Genomic DNA, 23,053 nt, shown 5'->3' with positions numbered 1-23,053 from the left:
CAAATCATGGTCCGTGTATTCTGATGATCAGATGAGTCTCAAAAGCGTGTCCCTCACCGTCGCGGTGGTGGCTTTGGCCATGGCGGGTGGGGTCGGGGCGGCGACGATGGCAGGAAAGACACCTAAGGCGCCGGCGGCCGCAACGGCCTCGAGGCCCGAGCCAGGCCCGTCAGGTTTGGCGGTCGGCCAGCGGATGCTGGCGTTTGAGACCAAGCACGTCACCGGGCCCGACAAGGGGACTGACACCTGCCCGATCTGCAAGTACGGGACGTTGCCGGGCGTCATGGTCTTTGCCCACAAGGCGGACGACGACGTCTTGGTCCAGGTCGCGGACAAGTTGGACAAGCTGGTCGGGGCGAGTAAGTACGACCTCCATGCCTTCGTCGTGGTGCTGACCGACGACGCGAAAGACGTCGAGGCGGTGCGCGCCATGTACGGCGACAAGTACAAGCACTTGGCGGTGACCCACTTGCCCGCGGACGACCCCGTCGTCAAGGACTACAAAGTCGACTTGTCCGGCAAGACACGCACCACGGCGATGATCTACAAGCACATGAAGGTCACCAAGGTCCTCACCAATGTGGGCGAGGAGAAGGGCAGCCTCGACGCCTTGGTTGAGGCGACCAAGAAGGTCGACAGCGCCGGATGAGCCGCGTCGTCCTTGCGGGAGGGAGCGGCTTCATCGGCCGGGCCCTCGTGAAGGCGTTCAACCAAGCCGGGCATGAGTGCGTCGTCCTGAGCCGGGGTGGCGGCGTGGTCGAGGGTGCGAGCACGGTCCGTTGGGACCTTGACCCTGACGGGGCGTGGACCAGCCAACTCGACGGGGCCGAGGCCTTGGTCAACCTGTGCGGTGCGCCCGTCTCGAAGAAGTGGACCGATGCGTATCGTCGAGAGATCCGCGACTCCCGCATCGTGCCGACCAAAGCCCTGGGCGAGGCGGTGGGGCGGTGCGGCACACCGCCGAAGGTGTGGGTCAACATCAGCGGCAGCGGCTTCTATGGCGACCGGGGCGACACCCAACTCAGCGAGACGGCCCCGGTCGGGGACGACTTTCTCGCCGAGGTGAGCGCGGAGTGGGAAGCGACCTGTCTGGACGCCGACACGCCCCGCACCCGGAAGTTCGTCCCTCGCCTAGGGGTGGTGCTGGCAAAGGACGGCGGTGCGTTCCCTGAGTTCAAGAAGGTGCCCTTCGGCGGCATCGGTTCGGGCAAGCAGTGGATCAGTTGGGTCCACCTCGCCGACGTTTGCGCCATGGCCCTCTGGGCGCTCAAGGAGCCGGTGGAGGGCACGGTGAACTGCTGTGCGCCTGAGCCGGTGACCAACGCCCGGTTTTTCAGTTCGCTCCTCGCCGCGCGGGGACTCCCGCCGGTGCCCCCGATGCCGGAACTCATGTTCTTGGCGGCGGCGGCGGCGACGGGTTCGGAAGCCAGCCTGGCCCTGACGGGGCAACGAGTCCTGCCGGTGTTGGCCGAGGCGCGAGGATTCCGGTTCAAGTTCCCGACATTAGAGTCTGCCTTCGCGGACTTGCTGGCCTGACATGAATTGGCCGGGCCAAGTACAATGGGGCACTGACTCCCATGAGCACTGAAGCCCCGACCAAGATCAACGTCACCCGCACCGATCTCAACCCGTGCACGATCCAATTGGACGTCGTGTGCACGGCGGCCCAGGTCGAGTCGGGCTTCACGAAAGCCCTGAAGGTGATCGCCAAGAAGGTCCGTGTCCCGGGCTTCCGCCCTGGGCACGCCCCGGCAAAGATGGTCGAGAAGATGATCGACCCGCAGGCCCTTCTGGAGCAGGCCGCCGACGAAATCGTGCGCGACACCTTCAGCAAGGCCATCGAACAAGAGTCGCTGAAGGCCGACGGCCGCCCGAGTGTCTCGATCACCAAGTTTGAGAAAGAGCCTCCCGCGTGCGAGTACCGCGTCAAGGTGCCGCTCGCCCCGCAGGTCGAACTCGTCGATTACAAGGGCGTCCCGGTGACCAAGAGTGTCGCCACGGTGAGCGACGAGGAGGTCGACCGCCAGATCGACGAACTCCGCAAGCGCGGTGGCAAGAAGCAGGAGGTCAAGGACCGCGGCATTGAAGAAGGCGACGTCGCTGTCGTCAACATCCGGGCCGAGGGCACGGAGGGCGACGGGCGTAACTTTATGGTCATCGCCGGCCAGACGTTTGCCTCGCTCGACAAGGCGATCAGCGGGATGAGGGCCGAGGAGATCAAGTCGGCCAAGCTCGAGTTCCCGGCCAGCTTCCAGGAAAAGGACTGGGCGGGCAAGGAGTTGGAGACGACCTTGACCATCCGCAGCGTCAGCGCGGTGGCGATGCCCGAATTGGACGACACCTTCGCCCAGTCGCTCAACGCGACGGACCTCGGCGACCTGAAGACCAAGGTCAAAGAAGCGATCCGGCGCGCGAAGGACGAAGTCTCCCAGGAGATGGTCAACGAGCAGTTGCTGGACCACCTGTTGCACCAGAGCAAGGTCTTTGTCGCCGACAACACGTGGGAAGACGTGGCGAACCGCCGCCTGAACGAGATGCACCAGGAGTTGGTCAACAAGGGTTCCAACTTGGAGGAGCACGCCAAGGCGAACGGCATGACGCTGGAGCAGTTGGTCGAGGCGCAGAAGCAGGAGGCCAAACTCCATGTCGAACGCGCCGTTATCATCGAGCGGGTCTTCACCAAGGAAGGCATGAAGATCACCAACGAAGACTTGGACGCCCACTTCTTGGAGGTCGCCCGCGAGAACAACATCCCGAACGAGGCACTGGCTAAGTTTGCCAGCGAGTACGGCGCCCAGATCCGTGACGAGATCGTCTTCCGGTCGATGTACGGCAAGGTCATGGGCTTCCTCGCCGAGCACGCGAAGATCACAGAAGTCGCCGAGGGAGACACCCCGGCCAAGCCGGCCGGGACCAAGGCGACGAAAGCCAAATCGAAGAAGTAATGGAAGTTGAGGGTCGGGCCTGACCAGGCGTCGCCGTCAGGCCGACACTCCATGAGTAACCAGGACGAACACGAATGAGTACCAAGGACATGGGCGTTCCCTACGTTATCGAGCAGACCTCGCGCGGCGAGCGCAGCTACGACATTTGGTCACGCCTTTTGAAGGACCGGATTGTGTTTTTGGGCACGGAGGTCGACGACTATGTCGCCAACCTGCTCATCGCCCAATTGTTGTTCCTGGAAAAGGAAGACCCGGACAAGGACATCGAGTTCTACATCAACAGCCCCGGTGGTTCGGTGAGCGCAGGGTTGGCGATCTACGACACGATGCGCATGATCAAGCCCGACATCGCGACGATGTGCGTCGGCATGGCGGCCAGCATGGGCGCCGTCCTGCTGGCGGGCGGGACGAAGGGCAAGCGGTTTGCCCTGGCCAACAGCCGGATCATGATCCACCAGGTCAGCGGCGGGGCGCGCGGTCAACTGTCCGACATGAAAATCGCCGTGGCCGAGGCCGAGAAATCCATGCGGACTCTCATGGAGATCCTCGCCGAGGCGACGGACAAAGACATCGACCAGGTGACGAAGGATTGCGACCGAGACCACTGGATGTCGGCCCAAGACGCGTTTGATTACGGCTTGGTTGATAAAGTTCTTCGACCGGGCGAACGATAATCTAAAGGAAGGTTTGACCTATGGCGAAACCAGATGAGCGGCGCGACCGATGCTGCCTGTGCGGAAAAGGGAAGGAACAGGTCCCTAAGCTGATCGTCGGGCTGCATGGAGCGGTCTGCTCGGACTGCGTCGACCTGTGCAACGACATCCTCCAGAACGACAGTGCGCGTTCGGGGGCCAACGTGCCGGTGGGGGTCGGCCAGGCGTCTGTCGCCGAACCGCGGCCCGCATCCAACGTGGCGGCGACGGTGACGTCGTCGAAAGGCAAGTTGCCCAAGCCGAAGGAGATCGTCGGGTTCCTTGACAACTACGTCGTGGGGCAGGACGCCGCCAAGAAAGCCTTGTCGGTGGCGGTCTACAACCACTACAAACGGATCAAGGACAATCCGGCCGAAGAGGGCGTCGAACTCCAGAAGTCGAACATCCTCATGGTCGGGCCGACCGGTTCGGGCAAGACGTTGCTCGCCCAGACGTTGGCACGGCTCTTGGAGGTGCCGTTCGCGATCGCGGACGCCACCGCCCTCACCGAGGCCGGTTACGTCGGCGAAGACGTCGAGAACATCCTGCTGAAGCTGTACCAGACTGCCGAGGGTATGGACCCCCGGCGCGCCAAGGAACTCTGCGAGCGCGGCATCATCTACGTCGACGAGATCGACAAGATCAGCCGGAAGAGCGACAACCCTTCGATCACCCGCGACGTCAGCGGCGAGGGTGTCCAGCAGGCCCTGCTGAAAATCTTGGAAGGGACCACCGCCAACGTGCCGCCACAGGGGGGCCGGAAGCACCCGCAGCAGGAATACATCCAGATCGACACGCGGAACATCCTGTTCGTGTGCGGCGGGGCGTTCGAAGGACTTGACGAGATCATCCTCCGCCGCCAGAAGGAGAACGTCGTGGGCTTCCGCGGCGAGAAGCAGAGCAAGGAAGACCGCCACCGCGAGCTGCTCCGCTCGGTGACCCCCGAGGACCTGCTGAAGTACGGCTTGATCCCCGAGTTCATCGGCCGTCTGCCCGTCATCACGACCCTGGACGAGCTCGACGAGGCCGCCCTCATCTCCATCTTGACCGAGCCGAAGAACGCGATCATGAAGCAGTACACCAAGCTGTTCGAGCTTGACGGTGTCCAGCTCAAGGTGGAAACGCCAGCCCTGCACGAGATCGCTGGCGAGGCGCTCAAGCGAAAGACCGGCGCCCGTGCTCTGCGCGCCATCATCGAGCAGGTGATGCTCGAGGTCATGTATGAGGTGCCGAGCAGCACCGACATCAAGAAGGTCGTCATCCCGGCAGGTGTGATCGCCGAGCAGGCGAAGCCGATCTTGCTGACCGACGACGACCAAGTCCGGGAAGCGAGCTGAGGTAGTCGTCGGCGCCTCCCTGGGCCGTCTTGGCGCAGGGAGGCGTTTTCGTGTCCGGCTGACCTCGATCAAGGGCAGTCCCCGCCGCAAGCCCGGCAATTTCTCGGCCCGCAAAGGCACTACCCGCCATTGGACCGGAAGAACGGCGACCTGTCAACTTTTCGTGAGGATCCGTTAGGAGATCGTTGAATAACCATTGTGGGCAGACCCAGGGTCGGACCCGAATCGGAGGCACGAATATCATGTATTTGCTGACTTGGAACCCTAACGAGAGCCGGATCGAGGCGAGCTTCGGCGGTTGTATCACCAAAGGCGAGGCCACGGTGTTCGACGAAGAACTCACTGAGATGGTGAAGTCCATGCAAGGCCAGACCTTTAGTGTCTTGGTCGACTATGCCACGGCCAGTCGAATGGACGACGCGGTCAAAGAGTTGCTCGACGAAAGTCGGGAGCGTTGTATCTTCGGCGGCGCGGCCAAGGTGACGTTTGTGACCCGCGACGAGCGGGAGGCGCAGGCCTACACCAACAAGCGACTTCAAGAAGTGCTTGAGGGCCGTGAAGAGTACGTGGCCTTCAGCTTAGCGGCTTGACCCCGTCTGCGGGTCTGTCCTTCACCGGGCTGGCGTCCGACGCAGTAGTCGGCGCCGGCCTTTCGTTATCGAGGTCACTTGTTTTCCAAGGCCTCGGTGTTGCGGTTCGCGTTCCCACATCCGCCTTCGCCCGAAGGTCGTACGTGAGGGCCGTGACGGGTGTCCACGCCTTTGTAAGGATAGGGGTCCTCTCCGGCGACCATGACGATGTCGCGGCAGTCGGCGTTGCTGGCGCCCTTCCCCTCAGGAAGCTTGTCCCAGTACCAGGGCAGGAAGCTCTCTGCCGACATGTAGTGGTTGACGAGGGCGCGGCGGTAGCCCCCCGACGCGTAGTTGGGGAGAGACCGGTGAAGCAGGTAGCCGTTGAAGAAGACGGCACTGCCCGCCTTGACCTCGACCGGCACGGCGTCGTCGTCGGTCCACGGATAGCCGCGGGCCTCACCCGAGCAATCAAACCGTCGGTCGTCGTGGGAGAACATCTCGTAGAGAACGCCGCGGCGATGGGAGCCGGGGATGACCCAGAGACAGCCGTTCTCGACAGTGGCGTCGTCCAAGGCGATCCAGCCGCCGGTGAGGCTCCGGTCGCGGGTGGGGATGTAGTACTCGTCCTGATGCCACGCCTGCCCAGGCTTCTTGGCCGACTTGATGAACAGCATGGACTGCATGCACTTCACGTTGGGGCCGATCACACGGGTGAGCACGTCGACAAGGGCGGGGTGGCTGAGGGTCTCCATCATCAGAGACGAGATCTTGTGGGGGAAATGGATGCACAAGTACCGCCGCATGACGTCGTCGTCGCTTTCACCGGGGACACCCTCGACGAAACCAGGGACCATGCCCCGCTCGGCGCGACAGATGGCGGCCGTCTCGTCGCGCAACGCCTGCACCTCGGCAGGGCTCAGGGCGTCCTCGACCACGAGGTAGCCGTTCTCTCGATAGAAGGACGCCTTCGGGTCGTCCATGGGGAGGTTGAACCAACCGGACGGGCGTCCGCCGTCGGCCCAGGAGGCAAAGGGCCGAAGCTGTTGGGCTTCGGCTTGGGCGTTGAGACTTGAAGTGGTCATGGCTTGAGTCGGTTCACTTGCTGGTCCGGTGCGCGATCAGCACCAGGTCGTCGGTGGTCAGGGCCGGAAGGGGCCCGAGTCTGTTGTCGGCCGGTTTGACGGCGGCTTTGGTGTGGCGCGACGCCCCGGTCCTCAGGTCGACGAGCTCCACGTCGTACAGTCCGGAGGGCAACTTCCCGGCGATGGAGTACGACACCGGCCCGGGGGCGTTGCGCACGACATAGGCGACGATGGTCTCGCCCTTGGACGAGGCGACATAGCCAGAGGCCTTGCGTCCAAGTCCTTCCACGCGGACCTGGGCGATCTGCGCCCAGTCAGCCCCCGCGTTCACGATCTTCACGACGTGCCGTCCGCTGGGGACGGTGACGTCCAGAGTCTTCGCGCCCCGTCCGTCGGCAGGCCAGGTCAGTGAGCCGACCGACTTGCCGTCGAGGTAGGCGTCGACCGTCGTCCCGCCCTGGGCAGACCCGGCAAAGTGGACGCTGAGCCGGTATGGCTTGTTTTCGTCGAGCCGGAACTCAAGGGTGGGTGAGCCCATCTCGGGGTGGGCCTTGCCCTGGAGGAAGCTGGAGAGCTTGCCGGGTAGGGCGCCTTCCGCGTCTGCCGGGAGGTCGAACGCGGACGCCTCACTCTTCTCCCAACCCCGCCCCGGGGCGATGACGAGGTCCCCACCCCGGTCGGCCACGACATGGGCCATGGTCAGGCCGAGGGGGTGCGGTAACCGCTTGGCCACCGCCGCGACGGTCTTGAAGGTCTCCCAGGGGACGGAGGAGCCGAGCCTGTCCCAATACCAATACTGTGCCGCGCCGGCATGGCCGCGAAGGGCCGCGGCCATGACGCCGCCCGTGACGGCCCGGTACTCCTTGGTGTCCGGAGCATTGCCGCCGAACCCGACTTCGCCGTAGAAGAACGGCTTGTCTTTGGGGACCGCCGCGTTGACGACCATGCCGGTCACGTCCGCCGGGTAACCGTGCGGTTGGTAGTAGTCGACGCTCCGCCAAATCGGCTTGTCGAGTTCGCTACTGGTCGTGACGAGGTGGTGGTAGGGGTCGATGGACTTCAGATACTGGGCCATCTCGTCGTGCCAGGCGGCGACGGTGTCCCAGTGGCCGTTGCGGGCCGCGTCGGTGAACTGGACTTCGTTGAACAACTCCCAAGCCATGACGGACGGCGAGTCGCCGTAGCGGGCCACGACGTACCGGAGCATGTCCTTCGTGTACTTCCGGGCTCTCGGGTCGGTGAAAAAGGCGTCGGCCTTTGCCAAGAAACCGCCGTTCTTGACGTTCCACGGGTGGTCGGGCCAGTTGGGGTTGACCGTGCTGCTGAAGAGGCCGTGGTGGTGGAGCACCCATTGGAACTTGATGCCCCGGGCTTCGGCGGCACGGACGATCTTGTCCCACTTGGCGTAGACTTGGGGGACGATCTCGCCCAGCTTGGGCTTGGCGATGCCCTCGGCCCAGAACGGGTTCTTGGCGTCCCACGGGCACTGCCAAATCCGCGACCAGTTGCCTCCCGCCTCACCTAGCTTGGCAAGCCGTTCCAAGACGGTCATCTGGGGGCCCGAATCCCAGCCGATGTTGATCCCGACGGGCCAGAACGCCTGGCCGGACGAAGTGACAAACCCGTCCTTGGCCGCGTTGACACGGACGTACCCGCCGGGTTCGGCCTTGGTCAAGGTGAGCGAGACCGGGCGGCCCGACTCGTGGCCGTTGACGGTCACGGTGCCGGTGTAACTCCCGGCCAGTGGGGCGGCGAGGCGGACTTTCCAAGCTTTGCCGTCGAAGTACGCGAACCGCTCTGACTCACCGGCCGGGCCGGTGAACTTGACCCTCACGTCGTTGACCTGGGTGTCGTAGGGGTTTCCCGACGTGACGACGTCCAGAGTCGCTTCACCTGGCCCGTACCAGACTTGGGCTCCCGCGGAGGTGGTCGCCAAGAGGAGGAAAAGCGGGGCGGTCATCATCGTCGGCCTTGAAAACTAATGTACCACTGGGATGCTTTGGGAAAAACCATGTCTTCAGATTGTCTTGTTATGAAGGTCATGTTGTATACTTTTTGTCGTGCAAGGCGACGGTGCCAAGCCCAAGAGCGAAGGGCGCTCCTCGCGGTCCATTGCCGACGACCTTGTCGGTTGGATCGACACCGGGGTCGTGCCCAGTGGTTCGTTCTTCCCGACCGAGCGTGAACTGACGGAGGCGTTTGGGGTCAGCCGGACGACGGTTCGCCGCGCGTTAGGGTTGTTGGTCGAGGGAGGGCACGCGGAGTCCGTGCCCAACCGCGGTGTCGTCGCCCGTCGTGGTCGGCAGAGCCAGTCGCGCACGATCGCGTTCATTGATAGCTCGACCGTGGTCCTCGGACGGCTGTTTTCCCAGATGAGCGCCCAGTTGCTTGAGATGGGCTACAGCCTGCTCCACATTGACAGCACGACGTTCGGTGTCGCGGAAGGCATGGAGTACGCCATTGACAAGGGCGCGTGCGCGGCGTTCGTGTGGTCGTACGAGGGTTTTCCCGACCCGGTCAAGACGGTGGACGTCGCCCAGCGGATCCCCGTCGTCGCCCTGGACCACACGATCTGGCGGTGCCCGACCGACCTCATCACCCTGGACAACCACCAGATGGCGTTCGAACTGGTGACCCACTTGGCCAAGACGGGGAGGAAGCGCATCGGCGTCACGGGGATGTTCGACATGCTGGACGTCACCCAAGAACGCTTCAACGGCTACATGCACGGTTGCTTCGCCAACGGACTGCAACCCTACACCAAGGATTTCCTGTTCACCCTGACCAGCGGTATGCCCAATGTCGACCTCAGGGCGCTGGACGCGCGCCTGGGCGAGGCCGACCGGCCTGACGCGCTGCTGGTCCTGCAAGACCAGTTTGCGCCCGAAGTCGCCGAGTCGGTCCTGCGCGCCGGCCTTCGCGTCCCCGAGGACATGGCGATCGCCACGATCGGCGACGACATCGGGGTGCGGATCGGCGGTCGCGACCTGACCGCCGCCCATTGCGACTGGGACGATTTTGCCCGCTTGGCCATCGACCGGATGATGGCCAGGATGCGGGACCGGCAGGGGCCTCCCCTGCGCCGAGTCGCCCGACACGAGATCGTCGTGCGGGGGACATCTGTCAATTCGGCCGCGACCCTGGACGGGGAGCACGACACGATGGTCGTGTTCTCCCACCGGGGGCGTCCCACGACTTCGGGTGCGGCGGCGACGCTGCGTCCCCAGACCATTCGACGAAGAGGTCCCGTATCTTGAAACGTAACTCAGCATTCACACTCATCGAGCTACTCGTTGTCATCGCGATCATCGCCATCTTGGCGGCGATCCTCTTCCCGGTCTTCGCGCAGGCGAAGGCCGCCGCGAAGAAGGCCGCGTCACTCAGCAACACAAAGCAGTTGATCCTCGCGTCGTTGATGTACACCAACGACTACGACGACAACTTCTGCGCGGAGGGCGAGCCTGGGCCGGGTAACGGCTGGGGCTGGCAGATGACGTGGCAGATGGCGACGCAGCCGTACATGAAGAACTTCGGTATCTTCCTTGACCCGAGCGACAGCCATAAGAACCCGCCGACCGACGGGTTTGACAGCGGCCCGAACTTCAGCTATCCGGGCAACGGCATCTTTGCCGGCCGGTGCTCCCCGAGCTGGGGCGGCTGGGACATGATCGGCGTCATCCAGTCCAACCGGAGCTGGACGAACGATTACAACTCGCCGCGTAGCGCCACCGCCATCCCGCTGCCTTCGGAGACGATCATCTTCGCCACCCGGTTCAAGATGCACCCGACCTCGTGGATGCAGGGCGGTATCCAGGGCGTCTACAGCCCGTGGGCCGCGACATTGCTCATGTCGGACGGCATCGACAACGGCGTGTCGCTCCCCGGCCAGAAGAACGGCCCGTGGTCGCCTCCGGACGGAAGCTACAACGGCGTCATTTATGACGGCTATGGCGGACAGTCTCCCGTCGCGTTCACTGACGGCCACTCCAAGTCCATGAAGCCGACGGCCACCGTCGACATCGCCAAGGGCACGGCGGCTGGTCAAGCCGGTGGCTGCAAGGAGAGCGGCTACTGGAAGATGTGGGACGCCACGCGGTACGAGTGAGCATGAGGACGACACTGCTCATCGCCGCGCTCGCTGTCGGGGCATTGGCCCTGACCGGGTGCGGTTCGGAAGGTTCGCAGCCCGAGCCGAAGAAGGAAGACTTCCAACGCTCTGCCCCGCCGGCCAACTGGCGCGGGCCTGGCCAGCCAGGGGGGCCGGCGAACGGGGCCCCGTCGGGACCGCCCGCCGGGTCAGGCCCGATCAACGTGCCTGACAACATCAAGAACGGCGGTTGACCGCCAAACCGGGGGTGCCCAGCCTGGGCGCCCCCGACAACCCAGACCACGTCGCGGCCGGGCTTGGCGCGACGCCTACCGTGACTCTGTGCCTCGACCCAAGCCCGAGTACGATCCCGAAGAACTCTGATGCGAACACGCACGCTTGACTCTGGTTGGCAGTTTCGTCTTTTGCTTGAAGGTCCAGGTTATCCGCAAAACCACAACGGCACCCCCGGGTGGCTGGACGCGGTCGTCCCCGGCCACGTCCACCTAGACCTGGAGCGGGCCGGGGTCATCGCCGACCCGTTTTGCCGCATGCTCGAGTTTGGGGCGCGGTGGGTGGACTTTGAGCGCTGGGAGTACCGGACGAGCTTTGACTGGAAGGCAGACACCGACCTGCCGCGCCGGGTCTTGCGGTTCGAAGGTCTGGACACGGTCTGCTCCGTGTCGCTGAACGGTGCGGTGGTCGCCACCCACGACAACATGTTCGTCCCCCTGGAGGTCGACGTGACCGACTTGCTGACCGAAGGGGCCAACGAGGTCTCGGTGGTGTTCGAGTCGCCGATCAAGGTCGGGGCTGAGCGACGCCGGGCCTATTTCGAGAAGGAAGGGTTGGCGTGGGACACGGCGCAGTTTGACGAGAGGGCGTTTGTCCGCAAGGTCCAGTGCATGTCGGGCTGGGACTGGGGCCCCAGGCTCGTGTCGGCGGGTGTCTGGCGGCCGGTCCGGCTTCTGGAGTTTTCCAGCCGGATCACCCAGTTGTCGGTCCACCAAGAGGGATTGGGTGACGGGCGTCACCGGGTATGGGTCGAAGCCGAAGTTGAAGGCGAGGGCGAGTTGAGCGTCACCTTCATGGGGCAGACCAAAGCAGGGAAGGACGCCAGTTTCGAGGTCGCCGGAGACCTCTGGTGGCCCAACGGGATGGGCGAACAGACGCTTTACCCGCTCGAAGCGACGCTCGGGGACCATACCCTGACGAAGAACGTCGGGTTGCGTTCGATCGTCTTGCGCCGCGAGGCCGACGAAGTCGGCGAGTCGTTCACCTTCGAGGTGAACGGTGTCCCGGTCTTCGCCCGTGGGGCCAACTGGATACCGAACGACTCCTTCCCGTCGCGGGTCACCCGTGACGACTACTGGGACCAGGTGGCGGTCTGCCGCGACCTGAACATGAACATGCTGCGCGTGTGGGGCGGCGGTATGTATGAGTCCGAGGACTTCTACGACGCCTGCGACGCCCTTGGGATCATGGTGTGGCAAGACTTTCCGTTCGGGTGCAGCTATTACCCCGACGACGAGGCGGCCCGGGCGGTCGTGGCCGCCGAGGCGGCCTACCACATCAAGCGGCTGCGCGACCGTGCTTGCCTGGCCCTGTGGTGCGGCAACAACGAGAACCACACGATGTGGGAAGGGAAGTGGGGTGGGCTGGAGAAAAGTCCGCCACGCTACTACGGCCTGCCGATTTACGAAGGGACATTGCCCGAGGTGCTGGCCCAACTTGACCCCGGTCACAGTTACATCCCGAGCAGCCCCATCGGCTCCGCCCCCGACGGCAAGGTGACGAACGAGCACGCCACCGGGGTGAACATGGGGCGGTACGGGGACCAGCACTACTGGGACGTGTGGCACGGCCGGGGGGACTGGGTCCATTACCAAGACTCGACCACCCGATTCAGTTCGGAGTTCGGGTTTGCGTCCTCGTGCTCGCTTGACCTTTGGGACTCGACCCTTCTGACCGACGACGTCGGCAGCCTGCCGTTCCCGTTCCCTCAAGCCGACTGGCACGACAAGACCGGCAAGACGCGGGTGAAGTTCCAGAGCTACGTTGAAATCCACTACCCGCGTGCCAAGGACCTGGAGGACTGGGTGTACACCAGCCAACTCAACCAGCGGGACGCCCTGCGGTTCGGCATCGAGTACTACCGTCGGTCCGACTTTTGCAAAGGCAGCCTGATTTGGCAGTTCAACGACTGCTGGCCAGTGGAAAGCTGGGCGGTGCAGGACTACCTCCGGAACCTCAAACCGGCTGGGTTCGAGCTTGAGAGGCTCTACGCTGACGTTGTGCTGTGCCTTGAGAACACGGGCCAGGCGGTGCGCGTCTGGGCCGTAAACGACGGTCAGTCGGCGGCGGCAGGGACCTTGACGGTGCGCGCGGTCGACACCCTGACCGGCGAGACCAAGACGGAGCTTGTCGAGTCGGTGACCCTGGCGGCGGGCGAACGGCGCGTGGTGGCGACCCTGGACGTCTCGTCCCTGTCCGCGTCGCGCACGGCGGTCTCGGCGACTCTTGAGCCGGGTGCGCCGAGGGAGAGGTGGTGCCTGCTCGCCGAACCCAAAGACATGCAGCTCGCGACGCCAAAGGTCGAGGTGGTGACCGGCGACGTGGTCGAGGTGCGGGTCAAAGGCTTTGTCGCCGACCTCGTCGTGTGGGACGAACCGTGGTGCCCGTACCAGACCGAGGGGGCCCCGAGCCCAGGATGGAACCCGGTGACCGGCGTCGACCCGGTGGTCCGGCTGGACCCTGGAGTGGAGCCCGAGAACCTCAAGGCCCGGTGCTTGGCCGGACGGGTGGCGGTCGACATGGCGTCGGGAGAGCCGGCCAAGGTGTAAGCTTGGCGGGTGCTGACTAGCCTTCTTGCCAGTGTCGCGACGGCCCAGGCGGCCGTCTGGCCCGTCATCCCCCGACCCCCGGAGTTCAATGCGATCGCCGGCACGTTCGACATCAAGAGTGTCGCTTCGATCACCGCGCCGGGGCCCGCTGGTGTCTCGGGAATCAAGCTCGGATCGCAACTGACCACCATCTTGGGGCACCAGGTCAAGCTGGCCGACCTCGGGGCGAGCGACGGGGCAGGGATCACCCTGGCGCTAGACCCCGGCAACGAAGACCTGGGCGAGGAGGGGTATGCGATGGTCGTGACCCCCGACAGCCTGGTGGCGGCGGCGAAGACGGAGACGGGCCTGTTCTACGCGGCCCAGACGATCAAGCAACTGGCGTTGCTCGGCAAGCCGGTCCCGTGCGGGACGTTGGAAGACAAACCACGGTTCGCTTGGCGGGGTCAGATGCTCGACGTGTCGCGGCACTTTTTCACCGTGGACGAGGTCAAGCACATGCTGGACACGATGGCGTTTTACAAGTTCAACGTGTTCCACTGGCACCTTGTCGACGACGGCGGCTGGCGCATCCAGATCAAGAGCCATCCGGAGCTGACCGAAGTCGGGGCTTGGCGGAAGGGCGACGGCAAGTGGGGCGGTCCGCTTGACTTTGTCAAGCCGGACGGCAAGCAACAGGTGTACGGCGGCTTCTACACCCAGGAGCAGATCAAGGACGTCATCGCCTATGCCAAGGAGCGGCACATCACCGTCGTGCCGGAGATCGAACTACCCGGACATGAGCAAGCCGTCCTGGACACCAACCCCCAGGTCCGTTGCACGCCGCGGGACGCGGCGGCCCAAGCGGTGTTCGACAAGCGCGGGAAGCAGAACACGTTGTGTCCGGGCAAGGCGGCCACGTACAAGTTCCTCGAAGACGTCCTGACCGAGGTCATCGCCCTGTTCCCGTCGCAGTACGTCCACATCGGCGGCGACGAAGTGGAGAAGACCTGGTGGGACAACTGCAAGGACTGCGACGCCCTCAAGAAGAAGGAAGGGCTCAAGGACAGCCACGAGCTCCAGAGCTACATCATCCGCCACTTTGACAAGTGGTTGGACGACCACGGCAAGCACCTGATCGGTTGGGACGAGATCTTGGAGGGTGGGCTGGCACCGGGGGCGGCGGTGATGAGTTGGCGCGGCATCGACGGCGGTGTCGCGGCGGCCAAGTCGAACCATAAGGTCGTCATGTCGCCGACGTCGCATTGCTACTTTGACTACCCTTACTCGTCGATCTCCACCGAGAAGGCGTATGAGTTCGACCCGGTCCCCAAGGCCCTGACGCCCGAACAAGGCAAGCTGGTCTTGGGCGGTCAGGCCAACCTGTGGACGGAATGGATCACCAACTACGACCGTCTGATGTCGATGGTCTACCCGCGGGGTCTGGCGATGGCAGAGGCATTGTGGAGTCCGCTGGAGGGTCGTTCATGGCCCGAGTTTGAGAAGCGGTTGGAGGCGCAATATGCCGTGCTGAGCAAGCTCAAGGTGAAGTACATGGTGCCGAGGCCGGGCCTCGCCTACACCGCCGCGGTCTTCTACGACAAGCAGACCCTGCCCTTCGGCAAGCCCCCGATCGAGGGGGCACTGCTCCGCTACACCAGCGACGGCACGGCTCCGACGACGGACTCGGCGGTGGCGCCGGAGTCACTGGTGATCGACAAGACGCAGCGGTTGCGGTTGGCGTACTTCTTGCCCGACGGCACGAAGAGCGACGAGACGGTGTTGGACGCGGTGAAGCTGGAGGGGCCGAGGGCGACCAGCCTGACCCAGACGACGTTCCAGCGCCGGATGATCTCGGGCAAGTTTGACGCCTGCCCGAAGGAGTCGGCGTTTGCCAACGCGGCCACGTCGGTCGCCAACTCCATCGGTCTGCAGGGGGCGCCCGAAGACAAACCGTACGCCCTTGACTTCAAAGGGTGGTTCCTCGCCGACCGGGACGGAGACTACACGTTCTCCCTGACCAGTGACGACGGCTCGATGTTATGGCTGGCGGGCGCCCAGGTCGTCGACAACGACGGCCCCCACGGAGCGGCGGTCCAGCGGGGCCGGGTGCGCCTCCAGCGTGGCGTCTACCCGCTCCAGGTGCGCTACTTTGAGGCCGGCGGGGCGCATTCCTTGTCGCTCGAAGTCACCGGCCCGGACGGCAAGACGAGAAAGCTCTAGACCGACCGAGACAAAATCCTCCCCGACAACCGCGGCGACCAACGTGTCGAGGCCGGTCGGGGAGGGGTATCGTCGCCGAGGATTTCATCGACCATGAGCGACAGGATCAAGATCGGCATCATCGGCTGCGGGCAGATCGCGCAGCACCACATGCGCACCTACAAGGGTATCCCGGAGGCGGAGATGGTCGCCTTCTGCGACGTCGACACGGAGGCGGTCAAGAAAGCCAACGAGGAGTTCGGCCCCGGTTTTGTGACCACAGACTTCCGCGAGTTGCTGGCGCGGGAAGACATCGACGCGGTGGACGTGTGCCTCCACAACAACCTTCACTCCCCGGTCACGGTGGCGGCGCTGAACGCTGGCAAGCACGTCTATTGCGAGAAGCCGATGGCGGGCTCTTATGTCGACGCCGTGGCGATGATGGAAGCGAGCAAGTCCACGGGCAAGAAACTCCACATCCAGTTCGTGACTCTGCACAGCAACGAGGCGCGCGCGGCCAAGCAACTCGTCACGGACGGCCATTTGGGCAAGGTCTACCACGCCCGGTCGACCGGCTTTCGACGCCGGGGCCGGCCGTATGTGGACGGCTACGGCACGCCAAGCTTTGTCCAGAAGGCGAAGGCGAGCGGCGGCGCCCTCTATGACATGGGGGTCTATCACATCTCTCAGGTCCTGTGGCTGATGGGTAACCCGCCGGTGGAGCGGATCAGTGGGAAGACGTACCAACGCATCGCCATGGACCCGAAGCGGAAGGAGACGTCGGGGATGGACGTGGAGGAGTTCGCCGTCGGCCTGGTACGGTTCGCCGGCGACATGTCCATGGACCTCGTCGAGGCGTGGGCGGCGCACCTGGACTCCTTCGAAGGGTCGTACGTCTTGGGTGACAAGGGCGGCGTGCGGGTGTCGCCGTTCGGCTACTTCACGAACATCGGCGACGTCCCCGTCAACTGCACCGCCGAACTGGGCACGGCGCGCTATATCTGGGACAACGTGGTGGGCGACGGGGCGATGTACGGCGAGCCGCAGGCCCACTGGATCGCCGCCCTGCTGGGGCGGTGCCCCTTGATGGAGACGGCGGAAGTGGCGCTCCAGACGATGCTGGTCTCGGACGGCATCTACTTGTCGCAGAAGCTGGGCCGCGAGGTCACGGTGGACGAGGTGCTGGCGGCTTCGGTGTCGACGGCTCTTCCGGTGTAGCCGGAGTGGGCCTGCCAAAACCCCGCGTCACGGATTGGCGTAGGCTTGTCAGAGCGCGATGAGCACGCAGAAGTTTTTCCGTGCGGTGCGAAAGGCCTTCAACATGGGCGGCACCGAGGCTTATGAGAACCTTGAGCTTCTGTTAGAACGAGAGGTCGCCCACGGGGGGACGAACTACCGCGTCCTGGCCTACGCGGTGCCGTCGGCCATCGCGTTTTTCGGTCTCCTGAGTCTGGCGGGGGCGGTGGCCAACAAGGCGGTCTTCGCGTTGCCCGGTGCCCTCACCGCGGTGGCCAGTGTTTTGGCGGCGGGCGGTCTGGCGCTCTGGACGTACGGTTTGTTCATGCGGCTCCACAAGTCGGTGCCGGTCCACCGGGTGCGGATCAGGGAGTTGGCAGGGAAGTTGCACAGCCGCCAAGAGGAGTTCATGAACCTTGTCGGCGTGCAGCCGGCCTTGGCCCCGGAAGTCGCCGCCATCCTGGACGCGGGGGCCCGGATCTACCTGAAGCACTCTGGACGGCCCGCGGGCGACGAACTGTCGCGCAAGACCTGCGAAGCCTTGGAGGCGGCCATGGCCAAGCTGCTGGAACTGGGGCAACCCGCCGCACCGGCGGAACAGTTGATCGAACTGGGGCGCGGATGGGCGTTACCTTTGCTGGACGAGATGGTCGCCGCAGACCATGCCCTCGCGTTTCATGACCGCAACCAGAAGATCGACCGGGAGCTGGCCGACAACGATCCGCTGGCGCACCTGCGGTCGACCCGGCTGGACCTGCAGGAGACCGACCGCGCCCGCGACGAACTTGACCAGCGGAGCTGAGTGCGGGCCGGGCCCTCGGTTCAAGTGAAGCGGGGGCTAAAATCTGGGCCAATGCCGACCCAGACGACCACCGAAGGACGACTTGTCCTCTCCGACGACCAAGTGCGGAGCCTCGCCGGTCTGGGGACGCCGCTCTATGTCATCGACGAGGGGCACCTGAGGCGGCGCGTCCGTCGGTACCTCGCGGCGTTCCGGGCGGCTTGGGAAGACAGCGAACTCACCTTTGCCAGCAAGGCCAATTCGACCCTTGCGGTGCTCAGGATCGCCTGGCAAGAAGGTCTCCTCATCGACGTGGCCAGCGAAGGTGAGTTGAGGGCCGCGCTCCGGGCCGGGGTGCCGGCCGACCGTTGCCACATGCATGGCAACAACAAGAAGCCCGGCGAGATTCGCTTTGCCATTGAGGCGGGGATCAACCAGATCGTCGTCGACAACTTCGAAGAGATCGCGTTCATCGGCGGGTTGTCGGGGGCGAAGCCAGACATCATCGTCAGATTGGCCCCGGGCGTCGACCCCAAGACCCACGCGAAGATCAGCACGGGCCAGGCCGACACCAAGTTCGGCTTTAACATCGCCGACGGTTCGGGAGAACGGGCCCTGGTGGCGGCCCTTGAGGCGGGCCTGGACGTCAAGGGCTTCCACTGCCATGTGGGGTCGCAACTCTTGGACCCCGAAGCCCAGATCAGCGGCGGAGAGCTCTTGGCCCAGTTCGCCGCCGACATGAGAGCGAAGCATGGCTACGAGGCGCAGGTCATCAACGTGGGGGGCGGCCTGGGGGTGCACTACGTCGGTGACGCCCGGCCCTTGCCGGTCGAGGAGTATTGCGCCCAGATCGTGGCCCAGATCAGCCGAGCCCTTGCCCCGAGCGGGCTCCGGCCCAAGCTCGTGCAGGAGCCGGGCCGCTCGATCATCGGCGAAAGCGGCGTCACCCTCTACACCGTCGGTGCGGTCAAAGAGGTGCCGAGTGCGAGCAAGGGGCGGCGGGTCTACGTGGCGGTCGACGGCGGCCTCAGCGACAACCCGCGTCCGGTGATGTACGGATCGAAGTACGACGTGGTCGCGGTGAGCGGGGACGGCAGGGGCTTTGCCGCCGGCCGGCCGGCCACGGTGAGCGGTAAGCACTGCGAGACCGACATGCTGTTCGAAGACGTGATGTTGCCGTCGGACATCCGGGCGGGGGACCACATCCAGGTCCTGGTCACGGGAGCGTATAACAGTGCGATGGCGAGCAACTACAACCGCTACCAGCGGCCCGGCACCGCCCTGCTGCGGGAAGACGGGTCGGCGGTGATGGTGCAGCGGCCCGAGACGTGGGACGAGATGTTTGCCCGCGAGTCGGTGCCGGAGGACCTGTGAGCCTGCCCCTCGTCGCCCAGCTTGGCGCCCACGTGCCGCCACCGCCGGTGATCGCCGCCATCCTGCTCGTCATCTTTCTGGCCATCGGGCTGCACGAGTATTGCCACGCCAAGTTCGCCGACCTGGCCGGCGACCCGACGCCCCGGGCGATGGGGCGCGTGACCCTGAACCTCTTCAAACACTTCGACCTGCTCGGCACGATCATGATCCTGGTGACGACGTTCTCCGGGTTCGGCATCGGGTGGGGCAAGCCGGTCATCATGGACCCCCGGCACATGAAAAACCCCAAGTGGGACCACTTCATCGCCGTGTTGGCCGGGCCGATGAGCAACCTGGTCCAGGCGGCGGTTTACGCGGTGCTCCTCCGCCTACTGATGCCGACCGGCATGCTCCAGGGCGGGTTTCTCACCGCGTTCCTCCTCTACGGCGTCATCCTCAACGTCACCCTGTTTGTCTTTAACCTTCTGCCGATCGGGCCGCTTGACGGCATGTGGTTGCTGGGAACCTTCCTGAGCGACAAGGCGCGCATCAGCTGGACGCGGTTCAACCTGTCGATCGGCTCCCTGCTGTTCCTGGTTCTCGTGCTGATCCCCGTCAACACGACGGGGGACTCGCTCCTCTTCGTCATCATGTCCCCGTTCTCCGACTTCCTCCAACGCCTTCTGTTGGGGTCGGGCTCCCACGCATAAACCCACGACTATGGCACTCCCCGCGAACAAACGCATCTTGAGCGGCATGCGCAGTACCAACCCGCGCCTGCACATCGGCAACTACGAGGGGGCGCTGCGCAACTGGGTGGAGTTGCAAGGGCAGGGGTACGACATGTACTGCATGGTCGCCGACCTGCATGCCCTGACCACGGACTATGAGGACCCGGGCCAGGTCAGTCGGAACGCGAGGGAAGTGGCGAAGGACTACATCGCCGCGGGCATCGACCCCGCCAAGTCGGTGGTGTTCGTCCAGTCCCATGTGCGGGAGCACAGCGAGCTTCACCTGTTGTTCAGCATGATGACGCCGCTCGGCTGGTTGGAGCGGGTGCCGACGTACAAGGAGAAGCAGGAGGACTTGGGTTCGGCCGAGCGTGAACCGTACGGACTCTTGGGCTATCCCGTCCTCCAGACTGTCGACATCCTTCTCTACAAGCCGTATGGCGTGCCCGTCGGCCGTGACCAAGCGCCGCACCTGGAAATCGGCAATGACATCGCCTTGCGGTTCAACCGGCTGTACGGCAAGGAGGTGTTCACGCCGTACAAGTACATGATCCCCCAGGACGAGAGTCGGGCCAAGGTGCCGGGCCTTGACATGCGCAAGATGAGCAAGTCCTACGACAACTGCATCTACTTGTCGGACACCGAAGACCAGACGGCGGCACGGATCAAGAGCGCCTTCACGACCCCCACCAAGATCAAGAAGGACGACCCGGGTGTCCCCGAGGGTTGCGCGGTGTGCCAGTACTTGAAGCTCTACTCGCCCGATTGGGAGACCCAGTGGGAAGAAGACCGTCAGGGACTGCGCGGTTGCATGCAGAACAAGAAGGAGCTCACCGAAGCCCTGAACGAATATCTCCGCCCCATCCGCGAGCGCCGCGCCCAACTGGACGACGCGACCATCGAGGACATCCTGCGCGACGGCGCAGCCCGGGCGACGGAACGCGCCGCCGCCACCATGGCCGAAGTCCGCGAAGCCATGGGGATGTTCTGAGCCTGCCCGTCTCTCGCCATAGGCCAACAGACGGGATATAAACTACTTTTTGTAGTTTTTAGTCCCAAACCGCTTGTTCTGGGCTCAGGGCCGGATAAGAATGGATCCCATGAGGTACTTGCTTGTGCTCTCGATGGCTGCGTTGACATCGGCCGGTCTGGCCGCGACGACGTTCTTCACGGACGAGGCGGTGTGGAGCAGCCACGTGACAAACGTCGCCTCCTTTGACTTTGAGGGGATCGGGGCGCCCGACGAGGCGATCTCGTTTGGGGAGGGGCCACTGACAGTCGGACCGGCCACATTCTCCACCAACTTCTCCACCCTGTTTTGGATCGGAAAAGACTTTGGGGGGTCCGGGACGGGCTATTTCAACAATATGAGCGCCTGTGCGTCCGCGCAAGGTCTGGCGACAAAGCTGACGGTGGCCTTTGACGCGCCGGTTCACGCCTTCGGCATGGTCTACAACAACTTCGACGGCTTCGGCGGTCATATCAGCCTGGCCAACGGGGCAGGGACGGACTTCAATAGCCTCGGTTTCGGGGCCCAGGCTTTCTTCGGCTTTGTTTCCGACGAAGACGTCACGGGGCTGGACGTGTCGTTCCTGCCGCAGTCGGGATTCAACGTCGCCCGGTTCCAGACGGGGACGCCGGACGCCGTCCCCGAACCGGCGAGCCTGCTCGTCCTGGGGCTCGGTGGCCTGGTCGTGGCCCGCCGCCGCAGGCGATAGACCGTCCTCAGGTTGACCGAAACTTCCGCCGACTCCTAGTCTCCCGGAGCCGCAAGGGCTCTGGAGACATGGTTGAAGAAGAAACCGAAAGAACTGTCACCCCACCAACGGAGCCTGCTGCGCGCGGCGGCGGCAGCAGGCCCGGGCCACTTGGGCAGACGCGAACGCCTGGGGCCAGACGAGGCCCGTGCCGTCGCCGAGGCCCTTTCAGCGGAGGGGCTCGGCCCACCGCCTTACTTGGGCCATGAGAAGGCATGGACCGACCGCCGCGCCAAACTCTTCGAGGCGGGCGACTATCCCGACAAGGGCGTCACGGTCACCCGGGAGCATCTTGCCGGACTGGCCGAGCGTTTCGACCTGCCCGTCCCGATCCTCATCGAACATGCCAAGTCGCCGCTGGAACTCGGTTATCTGACCAAGGTGGCGGCTGACGGTGACGACCTGGTCGGCACGGTCGCCCTGACGGCCGAGGCCGACGCCCTGATCCGGCAAAGCGGAGCCCAGTCCCTCTCCCTCGGCCTGTCCCCCGACCTCATGGAGATCCGAGAGGTCAGCCTGGTGCGGAACCCACGGGTGGCATCGGCCCGGCTTTTCGGGCACGACGTGGCGTTCACCGCGCCCTGGCACGAAGAGGACGATTGGAAGGCCCGGTTTGCCGAACTTGCCCGCGAGAGGTCGCGCGAGCGGGCCCGGTTGGCGGTCACCGGCCACCTACGGGCCGGCCGGCTTGTGCCCGCCCAATCAGCGTTTGCCGAGGCATTGCTGGCCGTGGAGTCCGACATCCAGTTTGACGGTGTCACGGTGCCGGTGGCCCGGTTGGTCGAGCGGCTGATCGAGTCCGCGCGGCCGCATCAGCTTTTCTCCGAGACCCCGAGGGTGCCGGCCGGTGAGACCGCCGCGCTACCCCCCGACGAACAGGCGTTCTACGAACGCCATTTCCCTGGCCTTGACCTTGGCGCGATCGCGCGGAACCGGCGGGCCGACCTGAACTAAATGGCAGCACTGACCAAACCATTCGAATCCTATGAGCGGCCCGGCCTGGTCGTCTCCTACAAGACGAGCAACGTGAAGATCTACAAAGGGGCCCTCGTCGGGGTGAACGCCTCGGGCTATGTCGTCCCGATGGCACACGCCACGGCGAACCTGAAGTTTGTCGGCGTCGCCAACGACACCGTCGACAACAGCGCCGGTGCGGCGGGCGACAAGTCCCTGAACGTCACCAAGTCCGGAAGCTTCGTCCTGAAGGCGGCGAGCGGTTTCACGCCTGGCGTGACAAACCTTGGTGCGGAGGTTTATGCCAACACCGACTGGGAAGTCCAGGTCTCGACGGTGGGCCTGACCAACTCGTACAAGGCCGGCACCATCGTGGCGCTGGAGACGACTTCGACCGGTGAAACCGGGGTCCGGGTGAGAGTTGACAACCACACCGTGTAGTCACCGGCCGGACTCCGCGCCGTCCCCCCACGCGACACCTCGTGTCACCGCCCCACACCCG

General features: G+C 64.5%; 21 protein-coding genes. 19 read left to right on the top strand and 2 right to left on the bottom strand.

Annotation, left to right across the window (positions count from 1 at the left end; genetic code table 11):
- Positions 1-31 precede the first annotated feature (31 nt).
- The 6 genes from KF857_01040 to KF857_01015 all read left to right on the top strand — a co-directional run bounded on the left by KF857_01040 (position 32) and on the right by KF857_01015 (position 5,564).
- Positions 32-649, top strand: coding sequence for a hypothetical protein (locus KF857_01040; GenBank protein ID MBX3110566.1), 618 nt, complete (start codon positions 32-34; stop codon positions 647-649).
- Entirely contained in the window at positions 646-1,536 is an 891-nt protein-coding gene (locus KF857_01035) for a TIGR01777 family oxidoreductase (protein ID MBX3110565.1), read from the top strand. The genes KF857_01040 and KF857_01035 overlap by 4 nt, the downstream gene beginning before the upstream one ends.
- 41 nt (positions 1,537-1,577) lie before the next feature.
- Positions 1,578-2,945 (top strand): trigger factor, encoded by a 1,368-nt coding sequence (gene tig / locus KF857_01030; GenBank protein MBX3110564.1) that lies wholly within the window; start codon positions 1,578-1,580, stop codon positions 2,943-2,945.
- A gap of 89 nt (positions 2,946-3,034) precedes the next feature.
- Complete coding sequence (locus KF857_01025; GenBank protein MBX3110563.1) at positions 3,035-3,619, top strand: ATP-dependent Clp protease proteolytic subunit; 585 nt, start codon at positions 3,035-3,037, stop codon at positions 3,617-3,619.
- A gap of 20 nt (positions 3,620-3,639) precedes the next feature.
- Positions 3,640-4,974, top strand: coding sequence for an ATP-dependent Clp protease ATP-binding subunit ClpX (gene clpX, locus KF857_01020; GenBank protein MBX3110562.1), 1,335 nt, complete (start codon positions 3,640-3,642; stop codon positions 4,972-4,974).
- A 242-nt stretch (positions 4,975-5,216) separates the two neighbouring features.
- On the top strand, positions 5,217-5,564 hold the full coding sequence (locus tag KF857_01015; GenBank protein MBX3110561.1) for a hypothetical protein: 348 nt from the start codon (positions 5,217-5,219) through the stop codon (positions 5,562-5,564).
- A gap of 74 nt (positions 5,565-5,638) precedes the next feature.
- Here KF857_01015 and KF857_01010 read toward each other — a convergent pair whose 3' ends face one another.
- Positions 5,639-6,628 carry a phytanoyl-CoA dioxygenase family protein gene (locus KF857_01010; GenBank protein ID MBX3110560.1) on the bottom strand — a complete coding sequence of 330 codons (990 nt, stop codon included), beginning with the start codon at positions 6,626-6,628 and terminating at the stop codon, positions 5,639-5,641.
- Between the two features lie 13 nt (positions 6,629-6,641).
- Positions 6,642-8,588 (bottom strand): cellulase family glycosylhydrolase, encoded by a 1,947-nt coding sequence (locus KF857_01005; GenBank protein ID MBX3110559.1) that lies wholly within the window; start codon positions 8,586-8,588, stop codon positions 6,642-6,644.
- A 100-nt stretch (positions 8,589-8,688) separates the two neighbouring features.
- On the opposite strand from KF857_01005, the gene KF857_01000 reads away from it, so the two are divergent.
- The 13 genes from KF857_01000 (at position 8,689) to KF857_00940 (ending at position 22,992) form a co-directional block, all read left to right on the top strand.
- Complete coding sequence (locus KF857_01000; GenBank protein MBX3110558.1) at positions 8,689-9,885, top strand: GntR family transcriptional regulator; 1,197 nt, start codon at positions 8,689-8,691, stop codon at positions 9,883-9,885.
- Positions 9,882-10,733, top strand: a complete 852-nt coding sequence (locus KF857_00995; protein ID MBX3110557.1) for a prepilin-type N-terminal cleavage/methylation domain-containing protein — start codon at positions 9,882-9,884, stop codon at positions 10,731-10,733. The genes KF857_01000 and KF857_00995 overlap by 4 nt, the downstream gene beginning before the upstream one ends.
- Before the next feature lie 2 nt (positions 10,734-10,735).
- Complete coding sequence (locus tag KF857_00990; GenBank protein MBX3110556.1) at positions 10,736-10,969, top strand: hypothetical protein; 234 nt, start codon at positions 10,736-10,738, stop codon at positions 10,967-10,969.
- 171 nt (positions 10,970-11,140) lie between these two features.
- Complete coding sequence (locus tag KF857_00985) at positions 11,141-13,558, top strand: hypothetical protein (protein ID MBX3110555.1); 2,418 nt, start codon at positions 11,141-11,143, stop codon at positions 13,556-13,558.
- 9 nt (positions 13,559-13,567) lie between these two features.
- Complete coding sequence (locus KF857_00980) at positions 13,568-15,760, top strand: family 20 glycosylhydrolase (protein MBX3110554.1); 2,193 nt, start codon at positions 13,568-13,570, stop codon at positions 15,758-15,760.
- Between the two features lie 93 nt (positions 15,761-15,853).
- Complete coding sequence (locus KF857_00975; protein MBX3110553.1) at positions 15,854-16,957, top strand: Gfo/Idh/MocA family oxidoreductase; 1,104 nt, start codon at positions 15,854-15,856, stop codon at positions 16,955-16,957.
- A 58-nt stretch (positions 16,958-17,015) separates the two neighbouring features.
- Positions 17,016-17,777, top strand: a complete 762-nt coding sequence (locus KF857_00970; GenBank protein ID MBX3110552.1) for a hypothetical protein — start codon at positions 17,016-17,018, stop codon at positions 17,775-17,777.
- Between the two features lie 51 nt (positions 17,778-17,828).
- Positions 17,829-19,130, top strand: coding sequence for a diaminopimelate decarboxylase (lysA, locus tag KF857_00965; GenBank protein MBX3110551.1), 1,302 nt, complete (start codon positions 17,829-17,831; stop codon positions 19,128-19,130).
- Positions 19,127-19,819, top strand: a complete 693-nt coding sequence (locus tag KF857_00960) for a site-2 protease family protein (protein ID MBX3110550.1) — start codon at positions 19,127-19,129, stop codon at positions 19,817-19,819. The genes lysA and KF857_00960 overlap by 4 nt, the downstream gene beginning before the upstream one ends.
- A 10-nt stretch (positions 19,820-19,829) precedes the next feature.
- Positions 19,830-20,831 (top strand): tryptophan--tRNA ligase, encoded by a 1,002-nt coding sequence (gene trpS, locus KF857_00955; GenBank protein ID MBX3110549.1) that lies wholly within the window; start codon positions 19,830-19,832, stop codon positions 20,829-20,831.
- Positions 20,832-20,940: 109 nt separating this feature from the next.
- Positions 20,941-21,558, top strand: a complete 618-nt coding sequence (locus tag KF857_00950) for a PEP-CTERM sorting domain-containing protein (protein ID MBX3110548.1) — start codon at positions 20,941-20,943, stop codon at positions 21,556-21,558.
- A gap of 72 nt (positions 21,559-21,630) precedes the next feature.
- Positions 21,631-22,551, top strand: a complete 921-nt coding sequence (locus KF857_00945; protein MBX3110547.1) for a hypothetical protein — start codon at positions 21,631-21,633, stop codon at positions 22,549-22,551.
- Positions 22,552-22,992: a hypothetical protein gene (locus tag KF857_00940; protein MBX3110546.1), complete on the top strand. Its 441-nt coding sequence runs from the start codon at positions 22,552-22,554 to the stop codon at positions 22,990-22,992.
- The last annotated feature ends 61 nt before the right edge of the window (positions 22,993-23,053 follow it).

This window comes from Fimbriimonadaceae bacterium (assembly GCA_019638795.1).
Taxonomy (GTDB): domain Bacteria; phylum Armatimonadota; class Fimbriimonadia; order Fimbriimonadales; family Fimbriimonadaceae; genus JAHBTB01.
The sequence above is the reverse complement of the archived record's forward strand: the minus strand, read 5'-3'. Positions and strand labels throughout refer to the sequence as shown.